The organism is Brevibacillus antibioticus, from assembly GCF_005217615.1.
Taxonomy (GTDB): Bacteria; Bacillota; Bacilli; order Brevibacillales; family Brevibacillaceae; genus Brevibacillus; species Brevibacillus antibioticus.
The window spans coordinates 5,469,077-5,482,500 of sequence record NZ_SZNK01000001.1 but is presented as its reverse complement, the minus strand read 5'-3'; the positions used below and the strand labels follow the sequence as shown (position 1 = coordinate 5,482,500).

Genomic DNA, 13,424 nt, shown 5'->3' with positions numbered 1-13,424 from the left:
TTCTGCCTCCTGCGCCCAACGGATGACGTCTCTCCCCGTCGCATTCCGTCCACCGTGGGTATACACTTCCCAGCGATCTTCTCCAACACTTCGCGCGTCGATCGCCACGACGATACATTGTGAGCCAAAGACCGTCGCTCCCTCGCGGATCAATTCAGGACGCAAAACTGCCGCTGTATTCAACGAGATTTTGTCGGCACCTGCACGCAATATCCTTTTCATATCGTCGACGCTGTTAATACCACCACCAACCGTGAAAGGAATCGTGATGTTTGCGGCCGTTTTTTCGATGACATCCACCATCGTCTTGCGCCCTTCGTGGGACGCAGAAATATCGAGAAAGATCAGCTCGTCTGCTCTCTCGTCGCTATACTTTTTTGCCAGTTCAACCGGGTCTCCTGCATCGCGAAGTCCGACGAACTGCACGCCTTTTACCACCCGTCCGTCTTTTACATCAAGACACGGGATGATTCGTTTAGCCAACATAGGATTCACGCCCCTCCATACGCTGGAGCGCTTCTTCCAATGTAAAAGCGTCCGTGTAGAGTGCTTTGCCAACAATGGCGCCAGAGACTCCGTCCGAAGCATGGGCAGCCAGCGTCAACAAGTCGTCCAGTTGGCTGACACCTCCCGAAGCTATCACCGATTTTCCTGTAGCCATCGCCAAGGCTGCAATTTCTTCTACATTCGGTCCTGTCATCGTGCCATCACGGGCGATATCCGTGTAAATAAACGTCTCCGCGCCATACGTAACCAACCGCTTGGCAAGCTCTGTCGCCTGCACATCTGTCGTGGTCAACCAACCTCTGGTAGCCACCAGCCCATTCCGGCAGTCCAGACCAATCGCAATCTTGTCTCCATCGTTTTGAAGAATTCGCTTCGTAAAAGGCTCGTCTTCGATGGCAGCAGTCCCGACGATCACGCGCGCGACGCCCGCCTCCAAATAGTCCGCGATCTGCTCTACTGTCCGAATGCCGCCCCCAACCTGCACGGGTACAGGGATCGAGCGCGCTATCTCCTTGATGATCGCTACATTTGCAGGCTTGCCTTCCTTTGCTCCGTCCAAATCTACGAGATGTACCCAGGACGCACCTTGCTCTACCCAGCGTTTCGCCATCGCGAGCGGTGAATCAGCGTACACTGTCTCTTGCCCGTAATCTCCTTGGAAAAGTCGAACACACTTGCCCCCGCGAATATCAATCGCTGGATAAACGATAAAGCTCATGTCAAAACCCCCTCGCATTGAACGGCAAAGTTACGCAGCAGCAGCATTCCTGTCTCTCCGCTCTTTTCCGGGTGAAATTGCATACCGTATACGTTGTCACGATTCACAATGGCTGTGACCTCCTGGTGATAGTCACTCGTCGCGAGCAAGACATCAGACTGACACAAGACATGATACGAATGGACAAAATAAACGTAATCGCCATCCTGCACACCGTTTAGTAACGGTTGCTTTTGCTTTATCATCAGTTGGTTCCAGCCCATGTGCGGTACCTTGTAATCCCCGCGAAAACGAACGACCGCACCACCGAGCAGTCCCAAGCCCGTATGATCGCCATGCTCCGCACTTTTCTCGAATAAAAGCTGCATGCCGAGACAAATGCCCAAGATCGGACGACCTGTTGCTGCGTATCCCTTGATTGCTTGCTCTAATCCGAGCTCACGTATGTTGGCGATAGCATCTCCGAACGCCCCGACTCCTGGCAAAATCAACCCGCTATATTCTTGCAAACGCTCTGCTTGTGAGACGAACTCGTACGAATAGCCCAATCTTTCCAGCGCCTTGCTCAAGCTGTACAAATTCCCCATGCCGTAATCGATGATGCCGATCATATTACAAAACCCCTTTTGTTGACGGGACCCCTTTTACACGCGGATCGATCGTCGTCGCTTCATCCAGTGCACGGCCCAGCGCTTTGAAAATCGCCTCGATCATGTGGTGCGTATTGTGACCGTAGTGCAGGATCACATGAAGATTGATCCGCGCCTCCAGTGCGAGTTTCCATAAAAATTCGTGCACCAGCTCCGTCGGAAACTGACCAACCATATTCGTCGGGTACGTAGCGCGATATTCCAGATGAGGACGGTTGCTGATGTCAATGACGACCTGTGCAAGCGCGTCATCCATCGGGACAAACGCATTTCCATATCGCTTGATGCCCTTTTTGTCTCCCAACGCTTCCCGCAGAGCATGCCCAAGACAAATCCCGATATCCTCCACCGTGTGGTGATAGTCGATTTCGATATCTCCCTTTGCCTGGACAGTCAGGTCAAAATGTCCATGTCGGGTAAACAGATCTAGCATATGATCCAGAAATGGAACACCTGAGTTTTGCTTGCTCTCACCCGCGCCATCTACACCAAAGGAAAGCGCGATCTGCGTCTCATTCGTATTGCGTTCGATCTGTGCTGTGCGTTGTTTCCCTTCACTCATCTCTTTTCACTCTCCTGCTCTTCGGTCTCAAAATCTCGCAATCGCGCAAGGATCGCTCGACCGTGCCCAGACAATCCTTCCTGCTCCGCCAGTGCCACAATTTTATGTCCATTTTCCCGCAAATCTCGCTTACTGTAGGAAACAACACTCGACTTCTTGATAAAATCATCGACGGATAATGGCGAGGAAAAACGCGCCGTTCCATTCGTAGGAATCACATGATTAGTACCAGCAAAATAATCGCCAACTGGCTCTGAGCTGTATGGGCCGAGGAAAATCGCACCTGCATTTTCCACTTTTCCGAGATGCTCTAACGGCTCCGCTATCATGACTTCCAAATGCTCGGGTGCGATGCGATTAATGACAGCAAAACCTTCTTCCAAATCGGCGACGAGTAAAATAGCCCCATAGTCGCGTATCGCCGCTTCTGCAATCGATTTACGTGGAAGATCAGCAAGCTGTCGCTCTACTTCCTGTGACACCTGCTCCGCCAACGCTTGCGATGTCGTAACCAATATAGCGGCTGACATCGGATCATGCTCGGCTTGAGACAGCAGGTCTGCCGCGACGTAACGCGGGTTGGCTGTTTCATCTGCGATCACCGCAATTTCGCTAGGCCCTGCCACCATGTCGATACTGACCAATCCGAATACTTCTCGCTTTGCCAACGCTACAAAAATATTACCGGGGCCAACGATTTTATCAACCGCTTTGATTTGCTCCGTTCCGTAGGTCAGTGCCGCGATCGCCTGTGCCCCACCTACCTTGTATATCTCAGTTACTCCTGCGATTTGAGCCGCAACGAGTATCGCCGGATTGATTTTTCCATTCGCTCCTGGTGGTGTTGTAATCACGACTTCAGGAACACCTGCGATTTTGGCAGGGATGGCATTCATCAATACGCTGGATGGATACGCTGCCGTTCCGCCTGGAACATACAACCCTACGCGCTGCAATGGACGTATTAGTTGGCCCAGCAATGTGCCGCTTTCTTTGGTAGTAAACCAGGACTGGCGCACTTGTCGCTCATGGAACGTCCGAATGTTTTCGGCTGCTTCTTCCAATGCCGCTTTGACTTGTGAAGAAACGAGCTCACTTGCTTCTGCAAATTCTCCTTCGCTCACACAGAAGTTTTGTAGAAGCACACGATCAAATCGCTCTGTGTAATAGCGCAACGCCTCGTCGCCTTGCTGGCGAACTGAGGTGAGGATCGCCTTCACCGCTTCTTGCTGTTCTCTCGTCCCAGCGTCTACCGATCGTTTTCCGTCATACTGGCTGGCTGACATGATACGCATAGCTGTCTCCCCTTCTTCTCTAGTTCCCACAAGGAATGGCCTCTAGGAATTTTCCAGCGATCTCATCCACCGCTTCACTTTTCATCCGATAGCTGGCTCGATTGGCAATGAGTCTCGTCGTAATTTCACAAATGCTCTCCAGTTCGACCAAGCCATTTTCCCGCAATGTCCTCCCTGTTGAGACAATATCCACAATCCGATCAGCCAGCCCAATCATCGGTGCAAGCTCCACTGAACCATTCAGCTTGATTACCTCAACCTGCTGTCCCTGCTCTCGAAAATAACGTGACGCAATCTTCGGATATTTCGTCGCAACACGCAGGGCTTCCGTCGGTTTCCAGTCTGGCAGACCCGCTACCATCATGCGACAATAGCCAATATGCAAATCCAACAGCTCGTAAACATCTCGTTCTTCTTCCAATAAAACATCCTTGCCGACCACGCCAACGTCAGCCACTCCATACTCGACATAAGTAGGAACATCGGTAGGCTTCGCCATAATGAATTCGAGCTTGGCATTTTCCACAGGGATGATCAGTTTGCGCGAATCTTGTAGATCCGCAGTGACCTGCAAGCCGGCCTGCTGGAGAAAGTGGACGGCCTCTTCAAAAATCCTCCCTTTTGGCATGGCGATCGTCAGCTTTTGGCCATTTTTCGTGAGTGCCATCTCCTACTCCTCCTGTTGTGTCATGCAAATGACCTTGGTAAATCCCGCTTCTTGTCCAACCTGTTTCTCATCTATCTTGGAGACGAGACGTGTCACTACTACGAGCCCGTCTTCACGTAATAGCTGTGCCTCTGCCAAAGCGGTGCCGCGGCAATCCTCCGTGTAAACAAGCAAAACGCGGGCAGGTGCTTGCCTTTTTACCGAAGGAGTGACCTGAAGCAGCCGATCCATCTTAATCGCAAAGCCTGTAGCGGAAGCAGCCCGCCCAAATTGGGAGAGCAATTGATCGTAGCGTCCTCCGCCCAATAGCGGGGAGCCCAAGTCAGCAGCGTATCCTTCAAAAACGACGCCTGTATAGTAGTTCAAATTGATGATCAGATTGAAATCGATCAACAAATCTTCTGTCACCCCGTAGGCTTCTAACGACTCCCACAAGGAAGCAATCGTCTCGACTGCCCTCCTTGCCTTTCCGGTGCCTGCCAATTCACGTGCTACCTCGATTTTCCCTTTTCCCCCTTGCAACCGTAGTAAGGCTTCCAATCGGCTTTTTGCCTCTGTCGAAATGTCTACTGTCGCGAGTAGCTGCCGGAAGCCAACGAAGTCCCGCTCGTACAAAAACTGGCGGAATTGATTGCGAATAGGCTCATCCTCAATCTCTTCCTCCAAAAGACCGTCTACAAAATCGACATGCCCAATGGCAATCCGAAACGTTTCCACACCAGCTGCCCGCAAGCAAACCACCGCAAGCGCAATGGCTTCCGCATCCGCATCGACAGACGCATCTCCGATCAGCTCGATCCCGGTTTGAGAAAACTCCGCATTCCGTCCCGCTTCCTTTTCTTGTGCCCGGAACACATTTGCCTGATAATACAACCGAATCGGCAATGGAATATCTTTATAAAGGGAGGAAACAACCCTTGCAATAGGCGTCGTCATATCCGGACGCAGGACTACGGTGTGGCCTTGTTTATCCAGGAGGCGAAACATCCGGTCTGTCAGCGTCGCACTCGCTGCCCCTACCGTATCGAAGTATTCCAGAGAGGGTGTGGATATTTCCTCATAGCCCCATCTCTCGATACAATGCCGTAGCTCCCGCTCCAAATGCCGTTGTTTCGCCAGTGATTCCGGCAGTATGTCCCGCATCCCGAGCGGCTTTTCGAATCCCAAGGGTTTTGCCATCCTTGTTCCCTCCATCACATTCGCTTTACTCTGCTAATATGGTAACAAACTAAAGTATTATGAAGAAGATTACCACGTCGAGAATCTTAGGTCAACTAAGATAAGAATAGTCGGAAAATTTATCACAAAACAAAAAACCGCCAGGATAAACACCTGACGGCTGATCACATTGGAGAAGACGCTACATGACTTCTTCCTCTGAAGCTTTCATTCGAATGAGCTGCATGGGGTTCCCACCTACAAAGGCGCCAGGCGGAACATCTTTATGAACAACCGTTCCCGCTGCGACAATGGCCCCTTTGCCAATCGTTACTCCCGGCAAAATGGTCGTGTTAGCTCCTACCAGGACAGCATCCTCAATAATCACTTCTCCCAAACGATATTCATCTATCAAATATTCATGCGCAAGTATGGTCGTATTATACCCGATCACGCAATTACGACCGATCTTGATTTTCTCCGGAAACATGATATCCATCATCACCATCAACGCAACCGCACTATGCTGACCTACTTCCATACGCAAAAATGTGCGGTACATCCAATTCTTCCACGAAACGATCGGCGTATATCTGGAGAGTTGGATGACGATGAAATTTTTCATGACTTTCCAGAAGCTTACCGTTCGATACATGTGCCAAAGCGGGTTTACCCCATTTACGGGATAACGTGTTGTCTTCCTCATATGTGTCACTTGCTCCTACAAGTCAGAATCGGCATCTTCTAAAATGGCATTCGACTGTTTGCGTGTGAAGTGCATTGCTGCGTTGTAACCCATCCGTTTCAGACGGAAGTTCATCGCTGCAACCTCAATGATGACTGCCAAGTTTCGTCCTGGTCGAACAGGAACGGTAATAATCGGAATTTCGGTATCCATGATCTTCAATGTTTCCTCATCGAGCCCCAACCGCTCGTACATTTTATGTGGCTCCCACAGCTCTAGCTGAACAACCATCTCGATGTTCTTTATATTGCGCACGGCACCTGCCCCAAACATCGTCATAATGTTGATAATCCCCACGCCCCGGATTTCCAAGAGATGCTGAATCAGCTCAGGAGCGCTACCGCTTAGCTGCCCGCCCTGTGTCTGCTTAATCTCCACTGCGTCATCTGCTACGAGTCGGTGTCCGCGCTTTACAAGCTCAAGTGCAGCTTCACTCTTCCCGATCCCACTCGATCCCATAATCAAAACGCCGACGCCATAAATGTCTGTGAGTACCCCATGAATCGTCGTCGTTGGTGCAAGACGATTCTCCAGGAAGTTGGTCACCTTCCCGACTAGCGTCGTCGTTGCCAGCGGGGACTGGAGTACAGGTACCCCCAACCGATTGGAAACGTCAATCACCTCTTCAGGCACCATCTGATTACGGGTCACACAGAAACAAGGAACCTGACTTTGCATGAGAAAATTCATCCGTTCTAGCCGTTCCTCTGGAGTCAGCGTCTGAAAAAAGTTGATTTCCGTCAGGCCGAACAATTGAATCCGCTCTTGCGCATAATACGAATAGTAACCGGCTAACTGCAGGCCGGGACGGCTCAAATCCGTTACGGTAATCTCACGCCCCAAGCCCTCTTCCCCGCTCAAGATCGTCATATTGAAATGGTCCACTAGATGGCTCACATTCGTCTTACGCATGAAGCTTCCCCCTCACATGGGATTTTCCGTCCCTATGGTTGTGTCTCTATTGTATCGAAACCTCTGTACCTACGACAACCTAATAAGACCGAGCATCCTGATTAGGCAAAAACCCCGCGACTCGTTTGAGCGAATACGGGGCTTTTTCGAAGATACTACCTCTTTTCTTTTCTCACCCCTACCACAGCTTCAATGAGGTAGCCAAAAATACTCATCAGTGCTGCTGCCACGATGACAGTGCCAATGTTGTCAGGCCATGGCCCCACTTCAAATCCATCAATAAAGTAGGCAGTCAACGCAAACGTCACGGCATTAATGACAAACCAGAACAAACCGATCGTCAATACTTGCAAGGGAAAAGTAAAAAACAGTAGAATCGGCCGAATCACTGTGTTGACCATCCCCAAAATCAACGTAGCCCATAGTGCTACTGTGAAATTCGCGACATAAATAGAATGGAACCAACTGCTGATCAAAAGCAGCGCAGCCCCGTTTAAAAGCATTTTGATTATCCAGCGGCTCATGGTGCATTCCCCCTATACAGTCTTGCCTTCGCACAACAATTAACGAATTCCCGTTACTTCCCATTCCCATTGTTCAAAAAACGTTGTCATGAATCGATGTCTGTCTTCTGCGATTTTCTGGGCAGTCTTGGTGAAAAGCTTGTCTTTGATGCGCTGCAGCTTCCAAGTGTATTCCTTATAAGGTGTATGCTGATTGGGGTCATCCGATTGTATGGGTTGCCCAATAACCCCAGTATAAGCAAAAACCCGAGCCACTCCAATAGCCCCAATCGAATCCAGCTTGTCGGCATCAAACAAAACCTTTTCTTCCAAGGTATGTGGAGGTCGGTCTTTGCGAAAACGATGGGCGAGAATCGCAGACTGCACACGTGAGATGAATGCTTCCGTCATACTGCGTTCGGAGAGCCATTCCCCTGCTAGTCTTGCGCTGATTTCGGCATGGCACTCCCCTGTTTGCCGTTCTTCTGCTCTCCCGATGTCATGCAGCAAAGCAGCGAGACGCAGCACTTCCATATCTGCTCCTTCCTCCCGACCAATCCGCTCACACATCGCTATCACACGCAAATTATGCTGCCAATCGTGTGCAGGATCTTGTCCATCAAAACGCTTCTGTGCTTCTGCCACCAGATCGGCAGGTAGAGCGGCAAGAGAATTCTTCACGTAATCCATCTTTTCCTCCCCCCTTTGCGTTTCACTTAGCAAAGATGCCCCCCTGAATCAGGGAGGCAGTCACTCGATTACTTCGAAACGAATTGCTCTAGCTTGGCATTCGTCCGTTCTCTGTCGCGTTCCAAAATCGGCTTCAAATAGATACCCGTATAAGAGCCTTCCATTTTTGCCACTTCTTCTGGTGTTCCCGTTCCGACAATTTCTCCGCCACGGGTACCACCCTCTGGCCCCAAATCCACGATGTAATCCACCGTTTTGATGACATCCAGATTGTGCTCGATGACCAGCACGGTATCCCCGTTTTCCACCAATCGTTGCAGTACTTTTAGCAAACGATCGATATCGTCCGTATGCAGACCGGTTGTCGGTTCATCCAAAATGTACAGAGTACGTCCTGTGCTACGTCGATACAGCTCGGAGGCCAGCTTGACACGTTGTGCTTCCCCGCCAGAGAGCGTAGTAGCAGGCTGCCCAAGCTTCATATATCCCAATCCTACGTCTACGATGGTTTGCAGCTTGCGCTCGATCTTCGGCAAATTACGGAAAAACTCTACCCCATCCTCGATCGTCATTTCCAAAACATCAGCAATGCTCTTGCCTTTGTACTTCACATCGAGCGTCTCGCGGTTGTAGCGCTTGCCGTGGCAAACTTCGCAAGGTACATACACATCCGGCAAAAAGTGCATCTCGATTTTAATGATTCCGTCACCACTGCACGCTTCACAACGGCCGCCTTTAACGTTAAAGCTGAAGCGACCTTTTTTATAGCCGCGCACTTTGGCTTCGTTGGTGGAAGCAAACAGGTCGCGAATATCGTCAAAGACACCTGTATATGTCGCCGGATTGGAACGTGGTGTACGTCCAATTGGAGACTGGTCGATGTCGATCACCTTGTCCAGATGCTCCAACCCCAGGATGCGGCGATGCTCCCCTGGCTTCACCTTTGCCTTATTCAAATCGCGAGCCAGAGTCTTTTGCAAGATTTCATTGATCAGCGTACTTTTCCCTGAGCCAGATACACCTGTTACGGCAACAAAAACGCCTAGAGGAAGCTTCGCAGTGACGTTTTTCAGGTTGTTTTCCTTCGCGCCCTCAATCTTGATCCATTTGTCTGAAGGCTTGCGACGCTCCATCGGAACAGGGATGAATTTGCGCCCGCTCAAATAGGCACCAGTCAAGGAGTTAGGGTCCTTCATGACTTCATCTGGAGTTCCTGCCGCTACGATTTGACCGCCATGTATGCCAGCACCTGGTCCAATATCGATAATGTAATCGCAGGCCATCATCGTATCCTCGTCATGCTCGACGACGATCAATGTATTCCCCAGCTTAGTCATATGCTCCAACGTCTTGATCAGACGAGCGTTGTCCCGCTGATGCAGTCCGATACTCGGCTCATCCAAAATGTAGAGAACGCCCATCAGACTAGAACCGATCTGCGTAGCCAGTCGAATCCGCTGCGCTTCTCCACCGGACAGTGTTCCCGCCGCACGGCTCAGCGTCAAGTAATCCAGTCCGACATCAATCAAGAAGTTCAATCGCGCCTTGATTTCTTTTACGATCAGGTTCGCGATCTTTGTTTCCCGCTCTGTCAGTTCCAGGCCATCGACAAACTGATGCGCATCGAGAATCGACAGTATAGTCAACTCGGAAATGCTGCGCTCCCCGACCTTAACCGCCAGACTCTCTTGACGCAAACGTTGACCTTTGCAGACAGGACACGCCTTTTGGCTCATGAAGCCTTCGATTTGCTCGCGGATGTAATCCGAGCTCGTCTCCAGATGACGCCGTTGCAGGTTAATAACGACACCCTCGAACGGTACGACTGCCTCACGCACTTGCCCAAACTCGTTCTCATAGCGGAAGTGAATTTTTTCGCCCTCGCTACCGTACATCAGAATTTGTCTATGCGCTGCCGTAAGCTCCTCATATGGTACATCCATCCGAATGTTAAAATGACGGCACGCTGATTCCAACAGTTGTTGATAGTAAGTCGAAGTCTTCGGCTCCCATGCACCAATCGCTCCGTCATCGAGCGTCTTCGTCGCATCGGGAACGACCATATCCGGGTCTACCTCCAGCTTGACACCCAATCCATCGCACTCCGAGCAAGCACCAAACGGGCTATTAAAGGAGAAAATCCGCGGCTCCAGCTCTCCGATGGAGAATCCGCATACCGCGCAAGCATGCTTTTCACTGAACAGCAGCTCTTCTTGCTCCATTACATCGACGATGACCTTGCCATCCGCTAAACGAAGTGCCGTTTCCAAGGAGTCTGCCAGACGCGCCTGTACATCCGGCTTCACGACGATCCGGTCAACGACAACTTCGATGTTATGCTTCTTGTTCTTTTCCAGCTTGATGTCTTCGGACAAATCGGTAATTTCACCATTGACCCGCACGCGGACGAAGCCTTGCTTGCGGATGTCCTCGAGTAGCTTGACGTGCTCTCCCTTGCGTCCTTGTACCATGGGAGCTAGAATCTGCATTTTCGTACGCTCAGGATACTCCATTAGTCGATCGACCATTTGTTCGATGGTCTGGGATTGGATCTCGATACCATGCTCCGGGCAAACCGCTCTTCCGACACGCGCATACAAAAGGCGCAAATAGTCGTAGATTTCCGTAACCGTCCCTACCGTGGAGCGAGGGTTGCGGCTCGTCGTTTTCTGGTCAATCGAGATCGCAGGGGAAAGTCCCTCAATCGAATCCACATCTGGCTTGTCCATCTGCCCGAGAAATTGACGGGCGTATGCGGACAGAGACTCGACATAGCGTCGTTGTCCCTCTGCGTAAATCGTATCAAAAGCGAGCGAGGACTTACCCGAGCCAGACAAACCCGTCAGAACGACGAATTTGTCCCTCGGAATGACTACATCAACATTTTTCAAATTGTGGGCACGTGCACCCTTTACGACAATATGTTCTAATGGCATGAAAAAAACCTCTCCTTAGAGTTCCGCCTTCAGCTCAAGAATCAAATCACGCAATTCGGCCGCGCGCTCGAACATGAGGTTGCGTGCCGCTTCCTTCATTTCTTCTTCCATCCGTTCTATGACAGCCACGCGATCCTTCTTCGGCATTTTTTTGAAATCTGCATGTGGCAAGTAATCTGCTTTTTCCTCCGCTACCTTGGTCGCCTCGATTACTTCGCGGACGGACTTTTTCACGGTTTGTGGTGTAATGCCGTGCTCTTCATTGTACGCCATCTGAATGGAACGCCGACGCTCTGTCTCTCGAATCGCAGAGGCCATCGAATCTGTCATTTTGTCCGCGTACATGATCACGCGTCCCTCTGCGTTCCGCGCAGCCCGACCGATCGTCTGAATCAACGAGCGCTCATTGCGTAAGAAGCCTTCCTTGTCTGCATCCAAAATCGTCACAAGCGATACTTCCGGCAAGTCTAGACCTTCCCGCAAGAGATTGATCCCGACCAGCACGTCAAACTCACCCAAGCGCAATGAACGTAAAATCTGCATCCGCTCCATCGTTTTAATATCCGAGTGAAGATAGCGGACCTTGATTCCGATTTCTTTCAGATAGTCCGTCAAATCCTCAGACATTTTCTTCGTCAGAGTCGTGACGAGAACCCGCTCATTTTTCGCAATCGTGGCTTGAATTTCCCCAATCAAATCGTCAATCTGTCCTTTGATCGGACGTACTGTAACTGTTGGGTCAATCAAGCCTGTCGGACGAATCACCTGCTGCACCATTTCTGGACTGTGCTCCAGCTCATAAGGACCAGGCGTAGCTGAAATGTAGATCGCTTGTTTCAGCTTTCCTTCAAACTCCTCGAACTTGAGTGGACGGTTATCGCGTGCAGAAGGCAGACGGAATCCGTGATCGACCAGTACATCCTTCCGTGCGCGGTCACCGTTATACATCCCTCGAACCTGCGGCAAGGTCATATGCGACTCATCCATCATGACGATAAAATCTTCTGGGAAGTAATCCAGCAAGGTATACGGAGCATGCCCGGCAGGCAGTCCTGTCAGATGGCGTGAGTAGTTTTCGATCCCGGAGCAAAAGCCCATCTCCATCATCATCTCAATATCGTACCGTGTACGTTGCTCCAGTCGCTGTGCTTCCAAGAGCTTGCCCGCATCACGGAATTCTTTCAATCTTTCTTCCAGCTCGGCCTCGATGCTTTGGACAGCCAGCTTCATTTTCTCCTCGCGCGTCACGTAGTGGGAGGCAGGGAAGATCGCAATGTGATCACGCTGTCCCAAAATCTCGCCAGTCAGTACGTCAATCGAAGTAATCCGCTCAATTTCATCTCCGAAAAATTCTACGCGAATCGCCTGCTCACTCTGTGAGGCAGGAAAAATCTCCACCACGTCACCCCGCACGCGGAACGTACCACGTGTAAAGTTGATGTCGTTGCGTGTGTACTGGATATCCACCAGACGATGTAAAATCTCGTCTCGTCCTTTTTCCATGCCAACACGCAAAGACAAGAGCAGTTCACGGTACTCTTCTGGTGAACCTAATCCGTAAATGCAGGAGACGGAGGCGACGATGATCACATCTCGGCGTTCAAACAGCGCACTGGTAGCCGAGTGACGGAGCTTGTCGATCTCTTCGTTGATGCTCGAGTCTTTTTCAATAAACGTATCCGATTGGGGAATGTATGCTTCAGGTTGATAGTAATCGTAGTAGCTGACGAAGTATTCCACCGCGTTGTTCGGGAAAAACTCCTTAAACTCTGCACATAGCTGAGCTGCCAGAGTTTTGTTGTGGGCCATCACGAGTGTCGGTCTGTTCACCTGAGCAATTACCTGGGCAGCCGTATAAGTCTTTCCCGTTCCCGTCGCCCCCAGCAATGTCTGGTGTCTCTTGCCAGCCTGTAACCCTGCCACCAGTTCGGCAATGGCGGTCGGCTGGTCACCGGACGGTTGAAACTCCGATACCAATTCAAAACGCTCCATTCCCTCGTTCATCTCCTCATAGCATGACTGTTTCTACTTCCATTATAACACAATTCCGGCTAGTTTAAGCCCAAAATTCGAACAAACGT

The 13,424-nt window shown here is 50.6% G+C and carries 13 protein-coding genes (1 of these 13 cut by a window edge); all 13 read right to left on the bottom strand.

What is annotated here, in order from left to right; genetic code table 11:
* Positions 1-486 carry the 5' portion of an imidazole glycerol phosphate synthase subunit HisF gene (gene hisF, locus E8L90_RS26445; RefSeq protein WP_137032170.1) on the bottom strand. It extends 273 nt beyond the left edge of the window, so 486 of the gene's 759 nt are visible here — the first part of the coding sequence; it begins with the start codon at positions 484-486; its stop codon lies off the left edge, out of view.
* Positions 476-1,225 carry a 1-(5-phosphoribosyl)-5-[(5-phosphoribosylamino)methylideneamino]imidazole-4-carboxamide isomerase gene (hisA, locus tag E8L90_RS26440; protein ID WP_137032168.1) on the bottom strand — a complete coding sequence of 250 codons (750 nt, stop codon included), beginning with the start codon at positions 1,223-1,225 and terminating at the stop codon, positions 476-478. The genes hisF and hisA overlap by 11 nt, the downstream gene beginning before the upstream one ends.
* Positions 1,222-1,836 carry an imidazole glycerol phosphate synthase subunit HisH gene (gene hisH / locus E8L90_RS26435; protein WP_137032166.1) on the bottom strand — a complete coding sequence of 205 codons (615 nt, stop codon included), beginning with the start codon at positions 1,834-1,836 and terminating at the stop codon, positions 1,222-1,224. Before hisH ends, hisA begins: the two co-directional genes overlap by 4 nt.
* Position 1,837: 1 nt before the next feature.
* Positions 1,838-2,437, bottom strand: coding sequence for an imidazoleglycerol-phosphate dehydratase HisB (gene hisB, locus E8L90_RS26430; RefSeq protein WP_137032164.1), 600 nt, complete (start codon positions 2,435-2,437; stop codon positions 1,838-1,840).
* A complete protein-coding gene (gene hisD, locus E8L90_RS26425) occupies positions 2,434-3,732 on the bottom strand; it encodes a histidinol dehydrogenase (RefSeq protein ID WP_137032162.1) in 1,299 nt (432 codons plus the stop codon). The genes hisB and hisD overlap by 4 nt, the downstream gene beginning before the upstream one ends.
* 19 nt (positions 3,733-3,751) lie before the next feature.
* On the bottom strand, positions 3,752-4,399 hold the full coding sequence (gene hisG / locus E8L90_RS26420) for an ATP phosphoribosyltransferase (protein WP_137032160.1): 648 nt from the start codon (positions 4,397-4,399) through the stop codon (positions 3,752-3,754).
* Between the two features lie 3 nt (positions 4,400-4,402).
* Positions 4,403-5,578 (bottom strand): ATP phosphoribosyltransferase regulatory subunit, encoded by a 1,176-nt coding sequence (locus tag E8L90_RS26415; RefSeq protein WP_137032159.1) that lies wholly within the window; start codon positions 5,576-5,578, stop codon positions 4,403-4,405.
* A gap of 181 nt (positions 5,579-5,759) precedes the next feature.
* Complete coding sequence (locus E8L90_RS26410; protein ID WP_017252230.1) at positions 5,760-6,263, bottom strand: acyltransferase; 504 nt, start codon at positions 6,261-6,263, stop codon at positions 5,760-5,762.
* Positions 6,264-6,278: 15 nt separating this feature from the next.
* Positions 6,279-7,214, bottom strand: a complete 936-nt coding sequence (gene hprK / locus E8L90_RS26405; RefSeq protein WP_137032157.1) for an HPr(Ser) kinase/phosphatase — start codon at positions 7,212-7,214, stop codon at positions 6,279-6,281.
* Between the two features lie 155 nt (positions 7,215-7,369).
* Entirely contained in the window at positions 7,370-7,738 is a 369-nt protein-coding gene (locus E8L90_RS26400; RefSeq protein ID WP_137032155.1) for a phage holin family protein, read from the bottom strand.
* Between the two features lie 39 nt (positions 7,739-7,777).
* Positions 7,778-8,407: an HD domain-containing protein gene (locus tag E8L90_RS26395; protein WP_137032153.1), complete on the bottom strand. Its 630-nt coding sequence runs from the start codon at positions 8,405-8,407 to the stop codon at positions 7,778-7,780.
* A gap of 68 nt (positions 8,408-8,475) precedes the next feature.
* Positions 8,476-11,343: an excinuclease ABC subunit UvrA gene (uvrA, locus tag E8L90_RS26390; RefSeq protein ID WP_137032151.1), complete on the bottom strand. Its 2,868-nt coding sequence runs from the start codon at positions 11,341-11,343 to the stop codon at positions 8,476-8,478.
* Positions 11,344-11,358: 15 nt separating this feature from the next.
* On the bottom strand, positions 11,359-13,335 hold the full coding sequence (gene uvrB, locus E8L90_RS26385; RefSeq protein ID WP_137033622.1) for an excinuclease ABC subunit UvrB: 1,977 nt from the start codon (positions 13,333-13,335) through the stop codon (positions 11,359-11,361).
* Positions 13,336-13,424 lie beyond the last annotated feature (89 nt).

Excerpts from the sequence above, each read along its gene's own strand:
- hisA (WP_137032168.1), bottom strand. The coding sequence starts at position 1,225 with ATGAGCTTTATCGTTTATCCAGCGATTGATATTCGCGGGGGCAAGTGT.
- hisH (WP_137032166.1), bottom strand. The coding sequence starts at position 1,836 with ATGATCGGCATCATCGATTACGGCATGGGGAATTTGTACAGCTTGAGC.
- hisB (WP_137032164.1), bottom strand. The coding sequence starts at position 2,437 with ATGAGTGAAGGGAAACAACGCACAGCACAGATCGAACGCAATACGAAT.
- hisD (WP_137032162.1), bottom strand. The coding sequence starts at position 3,732 with ATGCGTATCATGTCAGCCAGCCAGTATGACGGAAAACGATCGGTAGAC.
- hisG (WP_137032160.1), bottom strand. The coding sequence starts at position 4,399 with ATGGCACTCACGAAAAATGGCCAAAAGCTGACGATCGCCATGCCAAAA.
- E8L90_RS26415 (WP_137032159.1), bottom strand. The coding sequence starts at position 5,578 with ATGGCAAAACCCTTGGGATTCGAAAAGCCGCTCGGGATGCGGGACATA.
- E8L90_RS26410 (WP_017252230.1), bottom strand. The coding sequence starts at position 6,263 with ATGAGGAAGACAACACGTTATCCCGTAAATGGGGTAAACCCGCTTTGG.
- hprK (WP_137032157.1), bottom strand. The coding sequence starts at position 7,214 with ATGCGTAAGACGAATGTGAGCCATCTAGTGGACCATTTCAATATGACG.
- E8L90_RS26400 (WP_137032155.1), bottom strand. The coding sequence starts at position 7,738 with ATGAGCCGCTGGATAATCAAAATGCTTTTAAACGGGGCTGCGCTGCTT.
- E8L90_RS26395 (WP_137032153.1), bottom strand. The coding sequence starts at position 8,407 with ATGGATTACGTGAAGAATTCTCTTGCCGCTCTACCTGCCGATCTGGTG.
- uvrA (WP_137032151.1), bottom strand. The coding sequence starts at position 11,343 with ATGCCATTAGAACATATTGTCGTAAAGGGTGCACGTGCCCACAATTTG.
- uvrB (WP_137033622.1), bottom strand. The coding sequence starts at position 13,335 with ATGGAGCGTTTTGAATTGGTATCGGAGTTTCAACCGTCCGGTGACCAG.